We start from the raw sequence: 22,405 nt of genomic DNA, 5'->3' as shown, positions 1-22,405 counted from the left end.
AAGGCCCGACTACTCGAGCGGGAACCGTTCGACCGTCGAGTACACCGGCCCGTCCTCGGTCAGCGTGCTCTCGGTCAACCGTACCTCATCGACGGTCATCTCGCCAACGGTGGGGTCTCGTTCCCGCACGAGGTCCTGGACGAGGTCCTTCCCGCCGGCGTGTTTCATCCGGGCGAGCGTGACGTGTGGCGTAAAGTCGTGATCCTCCGGGTCGAACCCCATCGCCGTCGTCCGCTCCTCTATCGCCTCGTGTAGTGCCGTCAATTCTTCGCCGCCGGTCTCGACCCCGAGCCAGAGCACACTGATGTACTCGAGGGTCGGGAACACCCCCAGACCGCCGAAGCGTGCGGTGAATGGTGAGACGTCGGCGTCGGAGACGGTGGCCTCGAGTTCCGACTCGAGGACGGGGAGTCGATCCTCACCCACGTCTCCGAGGAACTTCATCGTCACGTGGGCCTGTCCGGGATCGGTGAAATCGAGACCGCTGGCTTCCGAGAACTCCTCCTGGAGGTCGGCGACCGGCTCCGCGAGTTCGTCGGGAAGGTCGACGCTGACGAACAGTCGCATGGACGGCGGTTCGCGGGCCGAACACTCAACGGTGACGGTCACCAACAGACGTTAGGGTCGCCCGTTATGTCGACCGAGAGCCTGTCTCCCTCAATGGTAGACACCGACGTCGCCGTGATCGGCGGTGGGATCGGCGGCCTCACGGCAGCACACGAACTCGCCGAGCGAGGCTTCGACGTGACCGTCCTCGAGGCCACCGACGAGTTCGGCGGCAAGGCCCGATCGATGCCCGCGACGCCGGAGACGGAGAGCCCACCGCTGCACGGCGAGCACGGCTTTCGCTTCTTCCCCGCCTTCTACCGCCACGTGATCGACACGATGGAGCGGATTCCCGACGGGGACGGCACCGTCGCGGACAACCTGGTCGAGACCGACGCGACGCTGATCGCGTCCGTCGACGGGCCGGGACAGCGCGCCGAAACCCGAACGCCCGACTCGCTGCGGGGCTGGCTCGAGGCGCTCCGCCCGGCGTTCGCCGAGGATCTGCCGCCGGAGGACGTTCGCTTCCTGCTCGAGCGACTGCTGTACCTGCTTACCTCCTGTGATCGCCGCCGCGAGGAGGAACTCGACGACGTCTCGTGGTGGTCCTTCATCGACGCCGAGAACCGCTCGCCGGAGTGTCGCGACCGCCTCGCCTACGCCACGCAGGCGCTGGTCGCTCTCCGCCCGCAGCTGGGCAGCGCCCGGACGATCGGAACGATCTACCTGCAACTGCTGTTCGGCCAGCTCGACCCCACGCGACCGACAGAGCAAGTGCTGAACGCGCCGACCAGCGTCGCCTGGATCGAGCCCTGGCTCGACTACCTCGAGCGTCTCGGCGTCGACCTCCGAGCGAACACTCCAGCACGGCGACTCGAGTTCGACGGCCAGCAGGTTACTGGCGTCGTACTGGCGGATGAAACGCGAGTTACAGCAGACGAGTACGTCCTCGCGGTCCCCGTCGAGGTCGCCCCGACGTTCGTCACGCCCGAACTCGCTCGTGTCGCGCCGGAACTCGGCCGGATCGGACGGCTCGAGACGGCCTGGATGAACGGCATCCAGTTTTACCTCTCGGAAGACGTCGAACTGACGCGGGGTCACCAGGTCTACACCGACTCGCCGTGGGCGCTGACGTCGATCTCGCAGCGCCAGTTCTGGACCGACGACGAGTACGACGTGGGACGACGCGGCCCCGACGCGGTCGAAGGCGTGCTCTCGGTGATCGCCTCGGACTGGGAGACGTCTGGAATCGTCTACCGGAAACCCGCGAGGGAGTGTACCCGCGCGGAGATCGCGACGGAAATCTGGACGCAGCTAAAGGCCCACCTGAACGTGACCGGAACGACGCTGTCGGACGACCTGCTCGTCGACTGGTTCCTCGATCCGGCGATCGTCGAGACCGACGACGGCGTCGAGAACCGGTCGCCGCTGCTGATCAACACCGTCGGCTCTCTCCGCAACCGGCCGCCGGCGGACGTCGGGGTCCAGAACCTGACGCTCGCGAGCGACTACGTGCGGACGAACGCCGATCTCGCCTCGATGGAGTCAGCCAACGAAGCCGGCCGCCGGGCGGCAAACGCCGTGCTCGAGCGCCACGCCCGGCGTTTCTACACGCCGGCCGAGATCTGGGACCTGAGAGAGCCCGCGGCGTTCGAACCGTTCAAACAGCAGGATCGGATTCGCTACCGGCTCGGGCTTCCGCATCCTGCCGAAGTCACGCAGTCGGTACGGACGCTGACCAGACGGCTCGGTGGGCGAGTGTGACGACGGACGACAGTTTAGCGGTCGGGCTATAGATGGCGCACGCGGAGGCGCGGCGAACGACGAGTGAGCCGCGCCTCGACTCGTGCGAGGTCTTCGTGAGAGGCGCGGGACAGAGTCCCGCGACCGAACGAAGGCTCGGGAGACGCTCGTGTCTCCCGGTGGACGAACGACCGGAGGGAGTGAGTCGGCTGGGGAGGGCGTGGCTACTCCTCGTTGCCACGATAGCAGGATGCGAATGGTCGAACGCTCGATAGCAGGAAGAGTGATCGAACACGCGATCGCATATCGAGGGATAGCGAGTCGTGTTTCTCGAGCGCATCACGGGTTTTCACGCTGGTCGTCTCGATCGACTGTCCTCCTGTGTATCGTCGGGTACCGTGATTTCCGTAGGTCGCAGACCTTAACAGTCCTCGCCGCCACATTCCGCCAATGACCGACCCAGAGGACGATCGCGATCACAGCTTCTCCGAAGGGGAGGGGTTCGACGATTCGTACGACGAGTTCGACCTGGACCCGCCGGAACTCGGCGTCGACCCGGCGAAGGTCGACCCCGTCGACTCCCGCGTCGTCACCGACACGCTCGACGAGCACAGCATCGACAAGGACGCCGTCGACACGAGCGAACTGATCGACGTCGGGCTGAACTACATGCAGATCAACCGCTACGAGCAGGCGACCGAAGCCTTCGAGCGGGCGGCCCACTTCGCGGAGGACGACCGCGCCGAACAGGAGGCGTGGGTCAACAAGGGCGTCGCCCACGCCGAACTCGAGGAGTACGACGAGGCGATCGGTGCCCACCGCGAGGCCCTGCGGATCGACGACGAGAGCGAACACGCTGCCACTGCCGAGACGAACCTCGCGTACGCGCTCTGGGAGTTCGGCGAGACTGCCCAGGCACTCGAGCACGCCGAACGCGCCATCGAGATCGACGAGCGGTTCGCCGAGGGCTGGTTCAACCGCGCCTTTTTCCTCTCGGAGCGCGGGCTGGCCGAGGAAGCTCTGAACTGTATCGACAACGCGATCCGACTTGGCCTGCGTAACGCGAAGGTGCTCGAGGAGAAAGCCGAGATCCTCGAGGAACTCGGCGAGTACGACGAGGCCGAGCAGGTCGCAGAGGAGGCAAACGAGATGCTCGAGCAGGCCGAACAGCAGGTCATGGAGGATCGGATGGACGGGCGCGGACAGGCTGGCGGCGCTGGGGGTGCCGGTGGTCTCGAGGAGCCCGGTCGCCCGTTCGAGTCCGAGGAAGGGGGAATCATGGACCCCGGCCGCCGAACCGGTGAGGAGGGCCCCGAACACGACCGGGAGTTCGAGTTCGAGTAGCGATGATCGTCAACGAACGAGAGACACAGGAAGGGCTGCTCGTCGCCGTCTGCGATGCGGATGTCCTCGGCGAGACTTTCGAATCCGAGGATATCTCGCTGACTGTTACCGAGGAGTTCTACGGCGGCGACGAGGCCGACGAGGACGCCGTCGTCGACAGCCTCGCCCGCGCCGACGTCGCCAACATCGTCGGCACGAAAGCGGTCGACCTCGCCGTCGAGGAGGGCTTTATCGACGAGGCGAACGTCCTCGAGGTCGGCTCGACGCGACACGCGCAGCTGTTACGGCTGTACTAGGTCGGTTCGTCTTCGATCGGCGACCCGTACGAGCAGTATACTGATGGGGTAGTGACACGTACTTCGTCGCATGCCCAGTTCTCCTCCGCGGGAGTCGATCCGCGTCGGCCTCCATCGCCTCGTCGAAACGTACACGCCCGACGGAACGCGCGGACGTCTCGGGCTGGCAGCGGTCGTTGGCCCGGTCGGGATCTACTCGCTTATGATCGCGTTCGGATTCCTCGTCAACCCCTGGATCGGCTCTCTGTTGCTCGTTCCAGGGGCGGCTGCCGCCGGTGTCTTCCTGACTCTCCTCACCCTCGTGACGCTGTGGCCGATCTACCTCTCGCTGATCGGCCGCATCGACGCTCCCGCTGCCTACTCGAGCGAGCCTCGGACCGAGTCCACGCTGTCCCCGACGGACGAACTCAAATCCCAGTACCAGCGTGGCGACCTATCCGAAGCGGAGTTCGAACGCGAACTCGAGGCGGTGCTTTCGGAGACGGACGAACGCGCCGCCGCTCGAGCCGACGTCGTCGACGAGATTCGTGAGCCGGACGACGAGCGCGAGCGCGAATATTCCGGGCGATAGACTCGCTGCGAGCGGCTGGTCCGCCCCATCCGTAAACACGTCACGGACCGTACCTTTTTGCCGACTGCCCTGGTTCCACCGGGTATGGAATCCGAACGGCCGAACGAGTCGAGCGTCCTCGAGCGACTCCGCCAGCCCGAGTACACGGGTGAGAATCGCTGCATTCCCTGTACCGCGGTCAACGTCGTCATCGCAGTCGTTCTCGCGGTCGTGGTCGCCGTCGTCTCGCCGCTGGCCGCACCCGTCGTGTTCGCGTTCTCGCTCGCCGCGATCTACTTTCGTGGCTACCTCGTTCCGGGGACGCCGACGCTGACGAAACGATACTTCCCCGAGTGGCTGCTCGCAAAGTTCGACAAGGCTCCCGAACCCGGGAGCGGACTCGAGAAGATCGAGGGCAACGCCGATGCCGACACAACCGCCGAACCAGAAGTCGAGGACGTCGCCATCCCGGACCATGTCGACCCCGAGCGACAGTTTCTCGAGCACGGGATCGTCGCTCCCTGCGACGAGGTCGAGGATGCCGACGGACCCGAGGACGACCTCTGTCTCACCGAGGCCGTCAGGACGGACTGGGACGTTGCACTCGAGGCGCTGCGGGACGGCGACCGCGAGCGACAGGTCGCGACCTTCCTCGAGGTCGATCCGGACGAGATCGAGTTCGAACAGTCCGCCGACCGCGCTCTAGCACGGGCCGACGGCCGAATCGCCGCTCGCTGGGAGTCGGGTGCCGCCGTGCTCGCGGATCTCGCCGCGGTCGAGGTACTCGAGGACCGATTGCCAAACTGGGATCGGCTCGCCCTCGAGAACCGGAGTCAACTCGCGAGCGGTCTTCGTGCGTTCGTCGAGTCCTGTCCTGACTGCGACGGGTCGATCTCGCTCGACGAGGAGACGGTCGAATCCTGCTGTCGCTCCCATCAGGTGTACGCGATCACTTGTGAGGAGTGTGACGCACGGATTCTCGAGGTCTCGGCCTGACGGGTTCGGCTCTCGAGAGAAACGGTACTGGCGGAACCGAAGGAGTGTTTTGTGTGCGGTACCTGCTAGTCACGTAATGAGTCGACAGGACCTCGAGTCGTTCGACGTCGGGGCGATCCGCGAGGAGTTTCCGATTCTGAAGCGGGAGTTCGACGGCCAGCAGGTCGTCTACCTCGACAACGCGGCGACGACCCAGACGCCGGATCCGGTCGTCGACGCGATGAGCGATTACTACCGCGAGTACAACGCGAACGTCCACCGCGGGATCCACCATCTCAGCCAGGAGGCTTCGATCGCCTACGAGGAGGCCCACGACCGCGTCGCCGGGTTTATCAACGCCGACGGCCGCGAGGAAGTCATCTTCACCAAGAATACGACCGAGAGCGAGAATCTCGTCGCCTACTCGTGGGGGCTGAACGAACTCGGTCCAGGCGACAAAGTCGTCCTCACGGAGATGGAACACCACGCCTCGCTGGTGACGTGGCAACAGATCGGCGAGCGGACGGGCGCGGACGTCGAGTACATCCGCATCGACGAGGACGGGCGGCTAGACATGGATCACGCCCGCGAACTGATCGACGACGACACGGCCATCGTCTCGGCGGTCCACGTCTCGAACACGCTCGGCACCGTCAACCCCGTCGGCGAACTTACCGATCTCGCCCACGAACACGGCGCGCTCTCCTTTATCGACGGCGCACAGGCCGTCCCGAACCGGCCCGTCGACGTGAAAGAGATCGACGCCGACTTCTACGCCTTCTCGGGTCACAAGATGGCCGGACCCACCGGAATCGGCGTCCTCTACGGCAAGCAGGACCTGCTCGAGGCGATGGAACCCTACCTCTACGGCGGCGGGATGATCCGGAAGGTCACCTTCGAGGAGTCGACCTGGGGCGAACTCCCCTGGAAGTTCGAACCCGGCACGCCGCCCATCGCGGAGGCCGTCGGTCTCCACGCGGCGATCGATTGGCTCGAGGGGATCGGCATGGACCGAATTCAGGCCCACGAGGAGGAGATCGCCCGCTACGCCTACGAGCAACTCGAGGCCGAAGACGACGTCGAGATCTACGGCCCAGAACCGGGCCCCGACCGCGGCGGCCTGGTCAGTTTCAACCTCGAGGGCGTCCACGCCCACGATCTGACCTCGATCATGAACGACTACGCGGTCGCCGTCCGCGCGGGCGACCACTGTACGCAGCCGCTCCACGACAAACTCGGCGTTCCCGCGTCGACGCGAGCGTCGTTCTACGTCTATAACACGCGGGAAGAAGTCGATAAACTGGTGGCGGCACTCGAGGACGCACGCGAGTTGTTTGCATAACCGCGAACGAAGTGAGCGGCTTTTTGGTCCAGATTTTTGCTCGAGTGGTTCGATCGAGCGGAGTGAGAGCGAACCCGAGAGGAAAAAGGTGGTCTCACAACACGCGGGAGGAAGTCGATAAACTGGTGGCGGCACTCGAGGACGCACGCGAGTTGTTCGCGTAGCTTTTCTCACGTCGGCGGCTTTTCACGCTCCGAACGGACGTCGAGTAGTTGGTGTTACGCGAGGGTGCCCTCGAGTTGATCGCTCGGTTCACTCCGTCTGATGCCGATTCGACCCGTCAAACGCGTATTCGGCTGATCGTTCGTTCAGGCTCTCGCCGTCGAAATCCACACAACCGAGTGAATTCCCCACCAATATTTATTATATTGCACCTCACATAGACTGATATGTCTCTCGACCGGGAACGCCGTCATGATCGTGCCGCTTCCCGATGGAACGACGTATTCGAGGTACTCGCCGCCGAACCGCGACGTCAGCTCGTCGATGCGCTCGTGGCTATCGAAGACGATGGCTACGTTTCGTTGCCGGCCGCTGCCGAAAGCCCGAATCGACCGTCGAATCCGGACGAAATACGCGTTCAGTTGCGCCACCATCACCTTCCGCGACTCGAGGACGGAGGCTACGTCGAGTGGCAACGCGATCCGTTTCGTGCCTCCCGTGGCGAGCGATTCGAAGAGGTCGAAGTCGTCCTCGAGGCATTGTACGCGAACGTTTCGGCGATTCCCGACCAGCTCGTCGATGACTATCGGCCGCTCGAACGACAGCGGGTCGAGGATCCCGATAGCTGACCGCTTCCACACGAATCGGATCGCTTATTCCCGTTTCGCGGAAAGACGGGGCTATGATCGCAGCGGCTCGTCGCCGTGCTCGCCCGTACTTCGAGGAGGCATCGCCGGCCCACGACTGGCGTCACGTCCAGCGCGTCGAGTCACTCGCCGAAACGTTGCTCGAGCGCCATCCGGAGTCGGCCGACGAAGAGATACTACGACTCGCGGTCCTTCTGCACGATATCGGTCGAGAGAAGGAGGATCGCGGCGAGATCGACGACCACTCTGACTGGGGGGCGGCGGAAGCCGAACGGATCCTCGAGGACCTCGAGGCGTCGCCGGAGACGGTCGAACAGGTTACACACTGCGTTCGTTCCCACCGGTTTTCGACCGGCCCGGAACCCGAGACGCTCGAGGCGAAACTGCTCTCGGACGCGGACAACCTCGACGCCCTCGGTGCGGTCGGGATCGCTCGCGTCTTCTCGTTCGGTGGTGAGATCGGGTCGCCGATCCACGGGTCGTCGGTCCTTCCCGACGAAATCGGAGCAGGCGGTACAGATGACGAAAGCCAGTACGACCACATCCACGAGAAGATCCTGCAACTCGCGGACCGAATGTACACCGACGTCGGCCGGGAACTCGCGGACGAACGCACGGCGTTCGTTCGGGAGTACGTCGCCCAGTTCGACGCGGAAGTCGCTGGCGATCGGTGATCGAAAAACAACTACAAACTGGCGGAGGATTTTTTTAGCTGCCTTCCCCTAGTGGGCGACGCCGAGGTGAGAACCCGTGTACGAGAAACTCATTGGCCGTCCCCGACGGGACCCGTTCGACGCCCTGGTCGACGTTCTCGCCGCGGCCGACCGGTACGACCTCCTGCTCGGAGTCGTCCCGGTCGCTTTCGCGGTTGCACTGGTCGTCGCGACCGTGGCGAACGTGTCGATGGTCCAGGCGATGCTCGTCGCCGCAACCATCGGCGTGTTCGTCATCGTCGACGCCTGCTACCTCAATCCCCCGATCGACCAGGGATAGACGTAGCGGCATCGACCACCAACCGTTTCCGCGCTGCGGTGTGCGACTGCGTCTCGACTTTCCCGTACACCAGCCGACGTAACCGATTTCGATACCGTGAGCACCGGAGCCCCGGAACCCTTTTACAACTCACCAGTCTATTCGGAGGTAACGATGGGACTGGGCTCGGACATGTACCGACAGCAGATCCTCGACCACTACAAGAACCCCCGCAACTACGGGAAACTCGAGGATCCAACCTTCACCCACATCGGCGAGAACCCGATGTGTGGTGACGAGATTCGAATGGACGTCGTCCTCGAGGACGAGGGCGACGAGGAGCGGATCGAACGCGTCGCGTTCTCCGGCGACGGCTGTGCGATCAGCCAGGCCAGCGCGAGCATGCTCTCGACGGAACTGCAGGGCAAGACCGTCGACGAACTGCTCGAGATGGACCGCGACGACATCATCGACATGCTCGGCGTCGACATCTCGCCGATGCGGGTCAAGTGTGCCGTCCTCGCCGAGAAGGTCGCCCAGGACGGCGCGGAGATCTATCGCGGCGAACTCGAGGTCGACAAGACGACGACCGAAGACTAAGTTCCTTCTTCACCGCCGGCCGTAGCTTTACCCGCCCGTTTCGCCTGGAACCCGTATGGTCGATACCGCCGTCGGATTCGTCCTCGGGGCGATAATCGGCGCGATCGCCACGGCCGCCGGCTCGTACCTGCTCTACTGGAAACGCGAGCGTGATGCGACCCGTCGGCTCCGGCGGGCGTTCGCCGAAGAGCTTCGAGCCTACGAGTACGTCGACGAACTGATCGATGACGGCGGCTACGAACAGGTGACCGAACGCGTCGAACCGCCCGTGATCTACGAGTCCGCGGCCGACGACCTCGGACTGCTCTCGGAGGACGAGATCGGCGACGTCGTGGCGTTCTATAGCTCGCTGTACTGGCTCGAGGGGCTCGAGGACCCCGAGGACAAGAAAGACCGGATCGAGTCAGTCGTCGAGAAACGCCAGGCGGCCCTCACTCGACTCGAGGGCCGATAATCGCTATCGACGACCGCCTAACGTACTGAAAATGTCAGTGGTTCGGCATTCGTACGATTCTCGCACGGTGCAACGAGTTCGTAACACTCTAATACGAACGCCGACTACGAATGGCTGCAGTCATAGTCCATTGGGGTAGTGGCCAATCCTGAAGCCTTCTGGGGGCTTCGACCCTGGTTCGAATCCAGGATGGACTACTTCTCTCGCAATTTCGACTCGAGGACTTCCCCAGTGCCGTCTCTCGATTTCCACCTGAAACGAAGGGGTCAACTATCGGTTTACTCGTGGGAAATTCGCTCACCAGAACCACTATTGGCCTCCCCTTCCTACGAGTTGTCGATGAACCGACGGCAGTTTCTTGCAACGGGAACGTTCGCGGTCGCAGGCCTCGCTGGCTGTCTCGGCGGCGACGCTCCGGACGGCTACGGCCCCGAACCCGAAGACGTCCCGCCGGAACGCGAGATCGATACCGCCGCCTACGACACCGAGACGTTCGGCGGTGTCGAGGTACCACTCGCCCCGCTCGAGGACGTCGTCTACTGGTATCGCCGACAGGAAGCACGGATGGTCGATACGCGCGAGTCGGATCAGTACCGAGACGTCCGAATCACGGGCGCCGTGTTGAGCAGTGCCCCCGACGGCGGCGCGGACGACCCGGTCGCGGAGTGGTCCGAGGACGACCTGATCGTCACCTACTGCGTCTGTCCGCATCTGCTCGCCGGCCAGCGGGCCGCGACGCTGATCGCGAACGGCTACGAGAACGTCTACGCGTTGGACGAGGGCCTTCAGGCGTGGGTCGAGTCGGGACACCCGGTCGAGGGGAGCGAAGCCAGCCAGAACCTCCCTGCCTACACCGTCCAGGGCCGGACCGATCCCGAGCACGCCGGCGAGTTCGTCCACGTCCGGACGCTCGAGGAAGACCGCAGCGAGGTCAGCGCCGTCGAATCCGACGGCAGCTACGAACTGACCCTTCACTTCGCCGGCCTCGAGGATGACTCCCTACTCGAGGTAGAAGCGCCCGACTACACCCGCGAGTTGACGCTCGAGGAGGCGACGAACGGCGTCGTCACCGCCTGAATACGCTCTTACGCTCGATCGTAGGCACCTTCCCGCTCGAGTTCGCCCCGCTTTTGCAACACGTCGGGCGTCCGGCAAATCCCCGGTGCGCCGGTCGCCTGCGGGACGGTACAGTTGTTACAGCTCTCACAGAGAACCCGTGTATCGTCGTCGCTCTCGAGCAGACGTGCGCCCAGACGCGGTTCGGCGTAGAACGGCCTGGCCATCCCGACCATATCACAGGCCGGCTCCGTCTCGCTCGCGTCGCGCCCCAGTAGCCGATCCATCTGCTCGCGCTCTCGAATACCGCCTTCGGCGAGCACGGGGATCGAAACCTCCTCCCGGACTCGTCGACAGAACTCGGCGTTCCAGGCGGGTTCGAAGTCGTACTGCAGCGACTCGAGCCAGTTCCCGAGCGCGACGAGTCGCCTCCGGTTCGATCCGCCGAAGGCTGCGTCGTACTCCTCGCGAAGCGCCTCGTTGTTCCACGCCCGTTCCGGATACTCGCCGCGGACGATACTCATGTCCCAGACGACGGACGCCTGAACGGGGACGACGGCGTCGTACCCGATCTTCTCGAGTCGACGAGCGATCTCGACCCCGTCCTCGAGCGAAAGCTTTCGCCGGACGACGGGAGCGGGCGGTGCGGGGGTCTCGGCGGGTACCTTCGTGATCAGGGGTACGTCGCCGGCCCGGTCGCGGATCTCGTCGTGAACGACGGCGAGAAACTCGAGTCGTGCTTCGGGGCTCCCGCCGAACTCGTCGTCGCGGCGGTTGTAGAACGGCGAGAGGAACTGCTGGACGATGCCCATGTTCGCTCCGGAGATGTGGATCCCGTCGTAACCGGCGTCGACGGCGTACGCCGCCGAGCGGCCGAAATCCGCGGCGAGTTCGTACACTTCCGCCGTCGAGAGGACGTGCGGGTCGTACGAGAGGAAGCCGAGTCGATCGAAGAGCCGTAACTGCCAGGGCAACTCCGAGACTGCGAGTTGCTCGAGGTCCGGCTGTTGCCGGCGGTACTCGGCGTGCCAGGTCTCCATACTCCGCAGTCCGCCGTGCTCGAGTTGCAGGAAGATCCGACCGCCGTGGTCGTGGATCCGGTCGGTCAACGCCGAGAGTTCGGAGACGAACTCGGGGTCGTGGACGCGGGTCATCCCCGGTGCGGCACAGCCGCCGTCACCGCGAACGATCGTTGCACCCTGAAAAATGAGGCCGACGCCCGACGCCGCGGCCGGTTCCAGGTCCTCGATCAGCGTCTCGATCGCGTCGGGGCCGTTGCCCGCACACTCGAGCAACGGCGCACGGTAGAGCCGGTTCGGGACCTCGACGCCGCCGATCTCGAGTGTGTCCTCGAGGGTAGCCATACCCGGGCTATCACGGGATCGCACAAGAGCGTGCCGCCGCCGGCGTCCGTAGACCTTTCAATCCGCCTGCCGTTCGAACGGGTATGGCTCCGATCACGCGACTCGTCCTCGACGTATTGAAACCGCACGATCCCGGCGTCGTTCCTTTCACGACCCAGCTGGGTGACCTCGAGTGTGTCGACGCGGCCACTGCGACGGTCGTCGAGGTCGACGAGACTGTCAAGACGCTACGGGTGACACTCGAGGGCGACGACCTCGACCTCGAGGCCGTCCGTGAGGAGATTCAGGACCTGAGCGCGTCGATCCACTCGATCGACCAGGTCGCCTGCGGCGAACGGACAGTCGACGATCCCTTGCTCGGGTACTGACGATGGCGAGCCGTCTCGACAGGATCCGGCGCGTCCTCGAGAAAGACGACGTCCGGTCGATCTCCCGGCGATACTTCGTCGCGAACGGCTTCGACGGGACGCTCACCAGCATCGGCGTCGTCGTCGGTGCCTACCTCTCGGGAATCGATGACGGTTTCACTGCGATCGCCATCGGTCTCGGTGCAGCGGTTGGATTGGGAACGTCCGGCGTCTGGAGCGTCTGGGAGATCGAACGCGCCGAAGCGATGGCCAAACAGGAACGGATCGAACAGGCGATGCTCACCGAACTCGAGGACACGCGCGTCCAACGGGAGAACCGCGCCGCACAGATCGTCCACGCCACCGCGAGCGCGTCCGGCCCGATCCTCGCCATCTTGCTGACGCTGTCGCCGCTCGCGCTCGAGGGCGTCGTCTTCACGATGTTCCAGGCGGTCGCTGCGTCGATCGCCGTCGGGGTCGCGATCCTCTCGACGTTCGGCATCTATCTCTCGACGCTGTCCAGACAGCGCTGGTACGTCGCCGCCGTTCGGATGGGGCTCGCGGGGATCGTCGTGACGGTGATCAATATCTTCTTGCCGGGGTGAGAGGGGAGATTACGGCGGCGTGACGACCGCTCGTCCCTCGATCTCGCCGTGCTCGAGTCGTTCCGCGACCGTGTTGATCTCGCCCAGGTCGTGACGCTCGGTGTGTAACTCGACGTCGCCGCGCTCGACGAGCGCGACCAGTTCCTGGAGTTCGGTGTACTGGCCGACGAGGTCGCCCTGGTACGACATCTCGCCGAACACCAGCGTCTGGCAGGGCTCGTGGACGTGCCCGCCGTAGCCGATCACGTGGTGGTCGCCGCCCTGTGCGACGATCTCCGGCCCGAGCTCGGTCGTTTCGTCGCGGCCGACGAAGTCGAGCACCTGCTGGGCGCCCGCGTCGTCGGTGAGGTCCCCGACGACCGAGGCGACGTCCTCCTCGCTCGAGTCGACGGTGTGGCCGACGCCGAGATCCGCTGCCAGCTCGAGTGCCTCCGCTTTCAGGTCGACGGCGACGATGTCGGCGGCGCTCATCGCGTCGACGCATTGGACGCCGATGTGACCGAGGCCGCCGATGCCGATCACGACGCAGGTGTCGCCGGGGTTCAGATCCGCTGTGGCCTTCTTTGCGGCGTGGTAGGCTGTGATCCCTGCGTCGGCATGCGGTGCGATCTCGGTCGGGTCGATGCTATCGGGAAGCGGGATGACCGCGCGTTCGTTCGTCAGAACGTACTCGGCGAAGCCGCCGTCCGTCGTCAGCCCGTTGAATTCCTGGTTCTCGCAGTACATCTCCTCGCCGAGCCGACAGGGGCGACAGATGCCACAGGTCTGGACAGGGTGACAGATGACGGGGTCGCCCTCCTCGACTAGCTGGACCTCGTCGCCGACCTCGGCGACAGTGCCGGCGTTCTCGTGGCCCAGCGTCATCGGCAGGTCCTGCTCGACGTACTCTTCCCACATCCCCTCGACGATATGGTTGTCCGTCTGGCACCAGCCTGCGCCCGATACGTCGACCAGGACGCCGTCCGATCGATCGATCTCCGGGCGCTCGATCTCGTCGATCTCGAGTGCCTCGTCCATCTCGTCGGTGTACTCGTGGAGTCGTGCTGCCTGCATGGTAGCAGGCCGCCCTTCACCGTCGGTGACGAAAACGTTCGGCTGCTATCAATTTCCGTGAGTGTCGCCCGAAGCGGTGTCGCGTGCCGAAACCGAAGTCGGGAGAAACAGTTCAGCCGGAGAGGGTAACCAGTTCGGTCCCGACGATTCCGAGGCCGGCACCGTCTTCGTCGGAGTCGTCGTACTCGACATCGTCCGGGTCGTTCGCCGCGCCGACCTCCTCGAGGTCGCCCTCCTCGGGCGTGGCCCACGGGAGAACCTCACAGCCTTCCTCGGTCAGCCCGGCTTCCTGGTCGACGAAGATGGCGGTCGCCATCTCGTACTCACAGCGGATGGCATCGCCATCCTCGGGAATCGTCACCGTCTCGCCAGCGACGCTCATCGCGAGTTGCGCGCGGAACTCGGCGTCCGTAACCTCGTCGTTGTCGACGTGAGTCGCGAACCAGTCGACGGCGTCGTCGTTGGAAAGCGTGGCGACGAACGTGATCTCGCGACTCGAGCGCGGCGGGATCGCCGCGTCGTTGGCTGCGTCGAGCACTTCGACGTCGTGGGCGTCCCAGTCGGCGACGATCCGGTCGTTGAACTCCATCTCGCCGGTCAATGCCGGTGTCGGCAGCGGATAGGCGTTCGGGTTGTACACCTCGTAGGTCAGGTAGAGTTCGGTCTCCTCGTCGTCGACCTCGCCCCACTCGGCACTCGTGTCTCGAATCTCGACGGTCGGCTCGAGGACCTCGCTCTGGACGCCCGACCCGGTCGATACCGGCGACAGCGAGTACTCGCCTTCCTGCTCGGCCAGTGCGTCCTCGATCATCGGCTCGAGATCGGTCTCGATTTCGTCCTCGTGAGTGTAGGACGGCGACCCCGAGAGCGGTCCGAGCGTGGCGTGGGTAGTCACGTCGGCCTCGAGCGTGCTCACCTCGTCGGTTTCGATATGCGAGACCCACCAGTCCGACAGCTGTCCGTACCGGAGGTCAGTCCGTATCTCCGTCGTCGTATTCCCCGAGGGAGCCGCGACCTCGTCGACCGATCCCGACGCCAGGTGCACGCCGTTCAGCGCCAGATCGTACTCGAGCGACAGATCGTCGGGTTCGATCCCCGGATTCGGGTTGTCGATCCAGACTGTCGTCACCACTTCGATCCGCTCGTCGTCGACCTCGCCCCACGCGTTGTTCTCGAGGCCGGCGTCGGGAATCCCGACCGCGCCGACGGCGTAGAGCCCACCGAGCGCGCCGGTCGTACAGACGCCGAGGACGACCACGAGCGCGAACACCTTCCTGATCATCGTCGAACCTCTGGCGACGAACTACCATATGTTTGGTGGGTTCGGATCGACCGAAAATAACGTCGTACCGACGTTTCTGAGCGTGTTACGGGAAGAACAGTTATGGAGTTCTCTCGAGTTCACCAGTTCCAGTTACTTCTCGACCTCGAGCAGCGCCACCCGCTCGCCGACTAGGTCGCCGAGCGTGGCGTCGGTCGCCTCCCGTTCGGCGTCGGTGATATCGAAGAACGTACAGAGCCGTTCCTCGTCGACCGACTCGAGCGTGGACGTCTGTTCCCGGACAGCGTCGAGTTCCGAGACGGTCTCGAGTGCGTTCCGTTCGGCGTCCCGATCGCCGTCTTCGGAGTCGACCAGCACGACGGCCCGGTTCTCGCCTTCGCCGACGCCCATCTCGAGTGCCCGATCGATCTGTCGTCGGCCGGCCGCGTACAGCAGGATCTCGACCGCCCGGTCGCGGGCGACGTTCTCGTCGCGCTCGATGGCTCTGTCGGCGAATTCGACGGCCCGCTCGAGGTGGGTCCGGTCGGCGACATAGCGGGCGTCGAACGCCTGAATCGTCACGTCGTGGTCGTCGCCGATCTCGCCGAGGTCGGTCACGAACGAATCTAGGTCGTCGATCGTGAGAGTGCACTCGAGTAGCTCCATCAGAAATCACCCAGGCTGGACTGGCTGTCGTCGGAGTCGGCTTCCTCGGCATGTGCCGTCTCCGCCGATCGGTCTTCTTCCGCGTCGTCGCTCGAGTCGGCCGTCGCGTCCCCGCTCGCCGGTTCGACGCCGTCCATCGAGGGATCTTCGCGGCCGGCGTTCTCGAGGACGTTCTCCGCGGTCTTCTTCCCCTTGAGAACGCTCAGGACGACGCCCTTGTCGGCGGTCCGCAGGTCGGCTGGCTCCTCGATGCCGGCGTCGTAGAGCCGCCGGGCGCGCTTGCGACCGATGCCGCCGACCGAGACGAGTTCCAGTAGCTCCTCGCCGACGCCGTGCTCGACGCGGGCGCGGGCCTCGCGGACGGCGACGGTCCACTCGCTGTCGATCTCGCGGGCCAGCGACTCGGCGGCACCGAGCAGCCACTCGGCGGTGTCGACTTTCCCCTGCAGGTCGCCGGGGCCGATCTTGTACCGTTCGGTGATCCGCTCCTCGTCGTCCTCGGCGGCCCAGTCCTCGAGCAGTTTCCCTGTCTTCAGCGCGGCCAGCCAGTCCTCGAAGCGTTCTTCCTCGAACTCGCTTGGCTCGTCACCCAGCAGTTCGGCCTGGCGTTCGTAGTAGAGTTCGCCGAACTCCTCGTCCTCGCCGGAGCGCAAGTAGAGTTCGTACATGTCCGGCGTCCGCGAGATAAGCTGGTAGAGCCCCAGCGCGGTCGGTCGCTCGTCGGCGTCCTCGAGGCCGTGGACGATTTCCGCCGCGCTCATCGGATCGAGGTAGAGCCGTGAGACCGTGTGACCGAGGTTGGTCGCCTCGAGTTCCTCGTCCTCGCCGCCCTCGGCGAGTTCGGCGGCCGAGGTGAACGCGCCCTCGGCATCGCTCCCATCGTCCCCACCCTCGCGCTCTCGCGGTACCCCGCTCGAGTGATTCGAGCCGCGTGGCGGCTCGCGCTCGATGAAGTCGTTCCGCTCCAGGTACGAAAGCACGTCGTCCGTGACGGCCTCGAGTCGGCCCGACTCGCTCGACTGGCTCGCGTAGAGGGTCGCCTCGAGGAACTCGAGCAGTCCCTCTCGCGTGCGGGCGAACCCGGAGGCAATGGTGGCGAGTACGTGGGTTCGGAGGGCAGGTTCGGCCGCCAGCTTCGACTGGACTGGTTCGGGATCTCCCCAGACGTAGCGGTCGAACAACTCCTCGCTCTCGTCGTGGTTCTTCGCGACCAGGACGGCCTCCCCATAGGGATCGAGTCCCGGGCGGCCGGCACGGCCCATCATCTGGTGGATCTCGAGGACGTCCAGCGGCGTCATCCCGCCGGCCGTGGGATCGAACCGCCGCCAGTCGCGGACGACGACCCGGCGGGCTGGCGTGTTGACGCCGGCCGCGAGCGTCGGCGTCGCCGAGATCACCTTCAGCAGTCGGTCGCGGAAGGCATCCTCGACGAGCGAACGCTGCGTGCTCGAGAGGCCGGCGTGGTGGAAGGCGGAACCGCGTTCGACGCAGTCCGCGAGGTCCTTGCTCGTCTCGGTGTCGCTGTCGTCGCGGATCTCGTCGGCGAGGTCGGCGAGGTCGGCCTGCTCTTCGGCGGTCAGTTCGTTTGTCGCGACGCCGCCGAGCCGATCCGCCGCAGCCTCGGCGTTTCTCCGGGAGTTGACGAACACGAGCGAGGAGCCGCCCTCCTGGAGGATGTCGCGGACGAGCGCGGCTTCCTGTTTCTCCGAGCCCTGCACGGCCACCTCGCGGGTCGAGCCGTCGTCGAAGTTCAGGGCGTTGCCGTAGTGGACACCCATCTTGAGGTCGATCGGCCGCCAGTCGGTGTCGATCAGTTCGGCGTCCAGCCAGTCGGCGATTTCGTCTGCGTTGCCGACCGTCGCCGACAGCGCGACGGTCTGGAGATTTGGATTGAGCTGGTTGAGCTTGGCCAGCGTCACCTCGAGCGTCGGCCCACGGTTTCGGTCGTCGATGAGGTGGACCTCGTCGCTGACGACGCAGGTGAGATCGGAGAGCCAGTCCGCGCCGTTTCGGACGAGCGAGTCGACCTTCTCGCTGGTCGCGACGACGATGTCTTTCGTGGCGAGCCAGTCGCTGGTCGACTCGTAGTTGCCGGTCGTCACGCCGACCGTGACGCCGAACTGTTCGTAGGCCTCGAACTCGGCCTTCTTCTCGCTGGCCAGGGCTCGCAGGGGGACGATGTAGAGTGCCTTCCCGCCGCGTTCGATCGCCGACAGCATCGAGAGGGCGGCGATCATCGTCTTCCCGCTGGCGGTCGGCACCGCGGCGACGAGGTTCTCGCCCTCCGTCGCGCCGGCCTCGACCGCATCGGCCTGTGGCGGGTAGAGCTCCTCGATCCCCTCCTGTCGGAAGTGCTCGATCGCCCCGGGCGGGAGCCCCGACAGCTCCTCGACGTTCATTACTCGCGTTTGGCGCGTCCCGTGGTTTAAACTGTCGTCTCCCGGTCGATCGCTCGAGCGGTCGGGGGAGATGTGCCGGGTCGGCGTCGACGAACGACCGGTCGATGAGACTGGCAGGATCGTCGTACGTACGGTCGGGTTGGCTCCTGCGTGGCAATAGATCGATAGGCGTCGCGACCGAACCCGGTCACATGATCGATCCGGACCACGTCCTCGTCCCGACACTCGACCGACCCAACGAAGACGAGGCGCTTGCCTACGCCCTCGAGACGTTCCCCGACGCCGACGTCACGTTGCTCGCCGTCGTTACACCACTGGATGCCCCGCTCAGCGAAGGTGGCGTTCTCGAGCGCGACGACGATCGGTCGACGCAGGCGCGACGACGCTCGAGGGAATTGCTTGCGTCAGTCGACCAGACTTCGGTCGAGGATCGGGTCCGGATCGAGACCGTCGAGGGACGTCCCGGCAATGCCGTTCCGAAGTATGCGAGCGACGAGGAGATCGATCACGTCGTCATGTACGGTCACGGGGTAGAGACGAGCGGGTTCATGCGTCGGTTTCTCGGCCGAGGGATCGCAGCGACGGTCGTCGAGCGAACGTCAGAACCGGTGACCGTCCTCGAATGAGGAACTATTTGGTGAATTCGACGCGACACGCTCGACGATGAAACCGGCGTACGTCTGCTCTCGCTGCGAGGAAGAGATTCCTCGAGACGTTTACGAGTGTCCTCACTGCGGATACAACCCGAAGTCGATCGTCTGGCGGATCGGTATCGGTGCGCTCGTCTTCGGTACGGGAATCGCGTTCATTTCGCCACCGATCGGACTGTTCGGCGTCTTCGTCGGCATCCTCGCCGTCGGCGGGAGCTACCTGGCGACCCCGGCGTCGTAAGCATTAGCCACCGATGACGGCCGCCAGCGCCTGGTAGAGCCCGTAGCCGACGACGATCGAACTCCCGAGCGTCAGCAGCCAGAACGTGACGGTGAATCCGATCTTTCGTTTCGAGACGCCAGCAGAGCCCGCCGCCAGCCCACCGCCGATCACCCCAGAGAGGATGATGTTGTTGACCGAGATCGGGATCCCGAGTGCGATCGCAAGCTGTGCGACGATGAAGCCGGGGACGAGCGCCGCGATCGATCGTCGCACGCCGAGCTGGGCGTACTCCCTCGAGGTCGCTTGCAACAGCCGCGGCGCTGCCATCCAGGCGCCAGCGAGAAGGCCGGTCGCACCCAGCGCGAGCAGTGTGATCCCGGGGAGGCCGAGTTCCACCCGGAAGAGATTCTCGAGCGGGCCGGTCGCGAGTCCGACCTGCGAGCCACCGGACGAAAAGGCGACGATCCCGCCGAGGACGAGCAGGAACGAGCGGATCCCCTGTTCGACGGAGACGAGCACCCGTTTTCGAACCCAGTAGAACGCAAGCGCGCCAGCGGCGATCGTCACGAGGACGGTACCGAGGTCGACGTCGGCGACGATCGTCGGACCGCCGCCGAACTGCCGGGAGACGAAGCGAGCGATGCTTCCCTGGTCGGCGACAGGATCGGGAACGACGCCCAACCGGATGTTCGCGACGATAGCCCCGACGATACCGGCGAGCAGTGGGACGCCAACCGACTCGGGTACGTCGTCGCGACGCAGGATCGTGGCGGTGGTGTACGCCAGCCCGCCGGACATGACCGGAACGAGCGCCCAGAACGTACCGAGTCGCTGGTAGGTCCCGAAGGCAGGGTCGCCACCGAGTGAGAGGCCGACGCCGACCATCGCACCCGTCGTCGCAAACGCCGCGGGGATCGGATACCGCGTGTAGATGCCGACGGCCATGTACCCCGCTGCGGTGAGCAGTCCGGCTGTGGCCGCAAGCGGCGTGATCGCCACGCCGTCGATCAGGTCAGCACCGACCGTCTCCGAAATGGCTCCGCCCTGCAACAGCGCGCCCGCGGCTGCGAGAATCCCGATGACGAACGCCGCCTGCATCGTCGAGATGGCGTTCGCCCCGATTGCGGGTGCAAAGGGCGGCGAGTTGCTGTTCGCGCCGAGCACCCACGCCATGAACAGACAGGTGACGATCGCAGTTCCAACGAGTACGGCAAACGACAGCGAAACCATCCGTCTCTCGTTTCTACGACCGGTCTGAAAAACGTTCCTTCGGCTCCCCAGCGACCGACTGCTGTCATCCTCGAGTCGCGTCCGTCTCGAGTATCGCCCGGTAGTGGGCATCTGCCTCTCCGTCGCTCGTTTCTCCACGAATTACGTCGACCACCTGCCACGGAGTTTCGGTGGCCGCTTCCCGGAGTCGCTCCGGCGAACACAGCAGGAACTGCAGCGTCCGTCCGACGGTCCGCTCGCGGGTTCCGTCGCATTCGCGGACGAACTCGAGGTGAAAACACCGGTGGGCGATTCCCTCGCGGGGATCCGGCCGGTAACCGAAGAATTCCCTGTCGAGCCGTCTCGGATCGTAGTTGTCGACGACCGCGACGGCAGCGTCGTCGGTGGCGCAGGCGAACTGCTCGAGGAGGTCGGTGATTCCCGCGAGCGAACCGCCGAGTCCCAGTTGTGTGCCGACGCAGTGGACGGCTCCGAACCGCTCGTCGGCGACCGCGAGGTCGAACATGTCCATCACGGCGGCGCTCTCGAGGCCGCGTTCCCGCGCTGACCGTACGGCTCCCGGACTCGCGTCGATCCCGACCGCATCGACGCCGCGGTCCTGCCACCACAGCGCGTGCTGGCCCGCGCCACAGCCGACGTCGAGGATCGGTTCGTGATCGCACAGCCGCTCGAGGACGCCGACTGTCTCGTCGCTCCACTCGTCGGACGGCTGGAAGTAGAACTCGCGAACGCGACCGTCCTGCGTCCTCGAGCCGTCGCGATACAGCAGCCGACCGGGTTCGTCGCGCTGGTAGGCGAGCATCGCCCGTCCGAGCGGGTCGGCGCGTTCACGGTCCTGCACGTCGGGTCGGTGATCGGCTGCCATGGGACGACGGACGCGACGCCCGATAATAAAATCATGATGACATGTGGTTCCGACTAACGTACCACACGGGCGTCGGTTGCGGGCCGACCGTCCGAATCGGTCCCGTCAGTGCTTTACACCCCTCGGACGAACGCTGAGGCATGAAAGTCGAATTCGACGAGGACACCTGCATCGGGATGTTCCAGTGTGTCGCCGAGTGGGACGCCTTCGTGGAAGACGAGTCACGCGGAAAGGCCATCCTCGAGGACAGCGAAGAGGTCGAGGACGGCGTCTTCGTTCGCGAGGTGCCCGAGGACGCGGAACTCGACGCGAAGTTCGCCGCTCGCACCTGTCCCGTCGACGCGATCAAAATCTACGACGACGACGGCGAGCAGTTGATCCCCTGATTCTCTATCGGCGTAACGCCGCATCGACCAGTTTCTTCTCTGCCGACCGCAACAGCGTCGACGCCGCGCTCTCGGAACACTCGAGTTTCCCCGCGACCGTCGCCAGTTCGCCGCTTCTGGGCACCTCGTAGTAACCCACCTCGCGGGCGACCTCGAGCGCCTCGAACTGTCTGGCCGTGAGCCGACCCGCGAGCGTCTCTGAGCGGCGCTGGTGTTCGCTCACGCGCTGTACGTCGATTTCCACGTCCTCGGGAGCCTCCTCGAGCAGACCCGCCATGGCCTCTGGCTCCCCGAGGACGGTAACGTGGACGTTCTCCCGGCCGGTGTAGACCATCGGCGGGACGACTACCAGCCCGGGGACGTCGAACGTTCCTAGTAGCGTGGCGTCGGCAGCCCGCAGGTCCATCTCGACGTAGCCGTAGAACGTGTCCTCGTCGACCGGCGTGACGTCGTACCGGTGGACTGACTCGAGATCCTCGGCTAGATTTCCGAGCGCGCCGGGATCGCCGACGATTAGCGAGAGAAAGCGGACGGTTTCGGCGTCGGGATCGACCTCCCAGGAGAGCACCTCCTCGCGCTGAAACGACTCGAGCGGATCCTCGGGCGCGGGCAGTTGCATCGACGGCGGAAGCCGGAGGGTGAGGTCTGCCGACTGCATACCGGCCGTTC

The 22,405-nt window shown here is 65.1% G+C and carries 26 protein-coding genes and 1 tRNA gene; 18 read left to right on the top strand and 9 right to left on the bottom strand.

Annotation, left to right across the window (positions count from 1 at the left end):
- Positions 1–9 precede the first annotated feature (9 nt).
- Positions 10–567 carry an RNA 2',3'-cyclic phosphodiesterase gene (gene thpR, locus BLR35_RS14830; RefSeq protein ID WP_090383573.1) on the bottom strand — a complete coding sequence of 186 codons (558 nt, stop codon included), beginning with the start codon at positions 565–567 and terminating at the stop codon, positions 10–12.
- Between thpR and BLR35_RS14825 the strand changes: the two genes are divergently transcribed.
- The 13 genes from BLR35_RS14825 to BLR35_RS14765 all read left to right on the top strand — a co-directional run bounded on the left by BLR35_RS14825 (position 451) and on the right by BLR35_RS14765 (position 10,708).
- On the top strand, positions 451–2,310 hold the full coding sequence (locus BLR35_RS14825; RefSeq protein WP_342027641.1) for a hydroxysqualene dehydroxylase: 1,860 nt from the start codon (positions 451–453) through the stop codon (positions 2,308–2,310). The two genes, thpR and BLR35_RS14825, sit on opposite strands and share 117 nt — an antisense overlap.
- A 429-nt stretch (positions 2,311–2,739) precedes the next feature.
- The gene (locus BLR35_RS14820) at positions 2,740–3,633 is read left to right on the top strand and encodes a tetratricopeptide repeat protein (RefSeq protein WP_090383568.1); all 894 of its coding nucleotides are present in this window, start codon (positions 2,740–2,742) and stop codon (positions 3,631–3,633) included.
- A 2-nt stretch (positions 3,634–3,635) separates the two neighbouring features.
- A complete protein-coding gene (locus tag BLR35_RS14815) occupies positions 3,636–3,929 on the top strand; it encodes a DUF424 domain-containing protein (RefSeq protein ID WP_090383566.1) in 294 nt (97 codons plus the stop codon).
- A 70-nt stretch (positions 3,930–3,999) separates the two neighbouring features.
- Complete coding sequence (locus tag BLR35_RS14810) at positions 4,000–4,500, top strand: SHOCT domain-containing protein (protein ID WP_090383563.1); 501 nt, start codon at positions 4,000–4,002, stop codon at positions 4,498–4,500.
- Positions 4,501–4,584: 84 nt separating this feature from the next.
- Positions 4,585–5,475 (top strand): DUF8054 domain-containing protein, encoded by an 891-nt coding sequence (locus BLR35_RS14805; protein ID WP_090383561.1) that lies wholly within the window; start codon positions 4,585–4,587, stop codon positions 5,473–5,475.
- A 76-nt stretch (positions 5,476–5,551) separates the two neighbouring features.
- Complete coding sequence (locus BLR35_RS14800) at positions 5,552–6,796, top strand: aminotransferase class V-fold PLP-dependent enzyme (RefSeq protein WP_090383559.1); 1,245 nt, start codon at positions 5,552–5,554, stop codon at positions 6,794–6,796.
- A gap of 389 nt (positions 6,797–7,185) precedes the next feature.
- Entirely contained in the window at positions 7,186–7,587 is a 402-nt protein-coding gene (locus tag BLR35_RS14795; protein WP_090383556.1) for a hypothetical protein, read from the top strand.
- Positions 7,588–7,640: 53 nt separating this feature from the next.
- A complete protein-coding gene (locus BLR35_RS14790; protein WP_090383554.1) occupies positions 7,641–8,279 on the top strand; it encodes an HD domain-containing protein in 639 nt (212 codons plus the stop codon).
- Between the two features lie 76 nt (positions 8,280–8,355).
- Positions 8,356–8,598 carry a DUF8015 family protein gene (locus tag BLR35_RS14785; RefSeq protein ID WP_090383552.1) on the top strand — a complete coding sequence of 81 codons (243 nt, stop codon included), beginning with the start codon at positions 8,356–8,358 and terminating at the stop codon, positions 8,596–8,598.
- 153 nt (positions 8,599–8,751) lie between these two features.
- A complete protein-coding gene (gene sufU, locus BLR35_RS14780; protein ID WP_090383548.1) occupies positions 8,752–9,177 on the top strand; it encodes a Fe-S cluster assembly sulfur transfer protein SufU in 426 nt (141 codons plus the stop codon).
- Between the two features lie 55 nt (positions 9,178–9,232).
- Complete coding sequence (locus tag BLR35_RS14775) at positions 9,233–9,631, top strand: hypothetical protein (RefSeq protein WP_090383545.1); 399 nt, start codon at positions 9,233–9,235, stop codon at positions 9,629–9,631.
- Positions 9,632–9,755: 124 nt separating this feature from the next.
- Positions 9,756–9,828, top strand: a tRNA-Gln gene (locus BLR35_RS14770).
- A gap of 142 nt (positions 9,829–9,970) precedes the next feature.
- Entirely contained in the window at positions 9,971–10,708 is a 738-nt protein-coding gene (locus tag BLR35_RS14765) for a rhodanese-like domain-containing protein (protein WP_090383542.1), read from the top strand.
- A gap of 8 nt (positions 10,709–10,716) precedes the next feature.
- On the opposite strand, the gene BLR35_RS14760 is transcribed toward BLR35_RS14765, so the two are convergent.
- Positions 10,717–12,051 (bottom strand): oxidoreductase, encoded by a 1,335-nt coding sequence (locus tag BLR35_RS14760; RefSeq protein WP_090383539.1) that lies wholly within the window; start codon positions 12,049–12,051, stop codon positions 10,717–10,719.
- An 83-nt stretch (positions 12,052–12,134) separates the two neighbouring features.
- On the opposite strand from BLR35_RS14760, the gene BLR35_RS14755 reads away from it, so the two are divergent.
- On the top strand, positions 12,135–12,419 hold the full coding sequence (locus BLR35_RS14755) for a DUF211 domain-containing protein (protein ID WP_090383536.1): 285 nt from the start codon (positions 12,135–12,137) through the stop codon (positions 12,417–12,419).
- Positions 12,420–12,421: 2 nt separating this feature from the next.
- Entirely contained in the window at positions 12,422–13,003 is a 582-nt protein-coding gene (locus BLR35_RS14750; RefSeq protein WP_170831047.1) for a VIT1/CCC1 transporter family protein, read from the top strand.
- A 9-nt stretch (positions 13,004–13,012) separates the two neighbouring features.
- Here the strand turns inward: BLR35_RS14750 and BLR35_RS14745 are convergent, their stop codons facing one another.
- The 4 genes from BLR35_RS14745 to BLR35_RS14730 all read right to left on the bottom strand — a co-directional run bounded on the left by BLR35_RS14745 (position 13,013) and on the right by BLR35_RS14730 (position 18,382).
- Entirely contained in the window at positions 13,013–14,056 is a 1,044-nt protein-coding gene (locus tag BLR35_RS14745; RefSeq protein WP_090383532.1) for an NAD(P)-dependent alcohol dehydrogenase, read from the bottom strand.
- Between the two features lie 112 nt (positions 14,057–14,168).
- Positions 14,169–15,338, bottom strand: a complete 1,170-nt coding sequence (locus tag BLR35_RS14740; protein WP_090383529.1) for an LEA/WHy family protein — start codon at positions 15,336–15,338, stop codon at positions 14,169–14,171.
- Positions 15,339–15,470: 132 nt separating this feature from the next.
- The gene (cgi121, locus tag BLR35_RS14735; protein WP_090383527.1) at positions 15,471–15,983 is read right to left on the bottom strand and encodes a KEOPS complex subunit Cgi121; all 513 of its coding nucleotides are present in this window, start codon (positions 15,981–15,983) and stop codon (positions 15,471–15,473) included.
- Positions 15,983–18,382: an ATP-dependent DNA helicase gene (locus tag BLR35_RS14730; RefSeq protein WP_090383524.1), complete on the bottom strand. Its 2,400-nt coding sequence runs from the start codon at positions 18,380–18,382 to the stop codon at positions 15,983–15,985. Before BLR35_RS14730 ends, cgi121 begins: the two co-directional genes overlap by 1 nt.
- 191 nt (positions 18,383–18,573) lie before the next feature.
- On the opposite strand from BLR35_RS14730, the gene BLR35_RS14725 reads away from it, so the two are divergent.
- The gene (locus tag BLR35_RS14725) at positions 18,574–19,008 is read left to right on the top strand and encodes a universal stress protein (RefSeq protein ID WP_170831046.1); all 435 of its coding nucleotides are present in this window, start codon (positions 18,574–18,576) and stop codon (positions 19,006–19,008) included.
- Between the two features lie 37 nt (positions 19,009–19,045).
- Positions 19,046–19,273, top strand: coding sequence for a hypothetical protein (locus BLR35_RS14720; protein ID WP_090383522.1), 228 nt, complete (start codon positions 19,046–19,048; stop codon positions 19,271–19,273).
- Between the two features lie 3 nt (positions 19,274–19,276).
- Here the strand turns inward: BLR35_RS14720 and BLR35_RS14715 are convergent, their stop codons facing one another.
- Positions 19,277–20,485, bottom strand: coding sequence for an inorganic phosphate transporter (locus BLR35_RS14715; RefSeq protein ID WP_090383519.1), 1,209 nt, complete (start codon positions 20,483–20,485; stop codon positions 19,277–19,279).
- Between the two features lie 64 nt (positions 20,486–20,549).
- Entirely contained in the window at positions 20,550–21,350 is an 801-nt protein-coding gene (locus tag BLR35_RS14710) for a class I SAM-dependent methyltransferase (protein WP_090383517.1), read from the bottom strand.
- Between the two features lie 140 nt (positions 21,351–21,490).
- Here BLR35_RS14710 and BLR35_RS14705 point away from each other — a divergent pair, with 140 nt between their 5' ends.
- The gene (locus BLR35_RS14705; RefSeq protein WP_090383514.1) at positions 21,491–21,736 is read left to right on the top strand and encodes a ferredoxin; all 246 of its coding nucleotides are present in this window, start codon (positions 21,491–21,493) and stop codon (positions 21,734–21,736) included.
- Between the two features lie 4 nt (positions 21,737–21,740).
- Here the strand turns inward: BLR35_RS14705 and BLR35_RS14700 are convergent, their stop codons facing one another.
- A complete protein-coding gene (locus tag BLR35_RS14700) occupies positions 21,741–22,394 on the bottom strand; it encodes a helix-turn-helix domain-containing protein (RefSeq protein WP_090383511.1) in 654 nt (217 codons plus the stop codon).
- Between the last annotated feature and the right edge of the window lie 11 nt (positions 22,395–22,405).

The organism is Natronobacterium texcoconense (assembly GCF_900104065.1).
In the GTDB taxonomy this organism is placed as follows: Archaea; Halobacteriota; Halobacteria; order Halobacteriales; family Natrialbaceae; genus Natronobacterium; species Natronobacterium texcoconense.
Note: the sequence above shows the minus strand (reverse complement) of the source record. Positions and strands in the feature narration are given on the sequence as shown.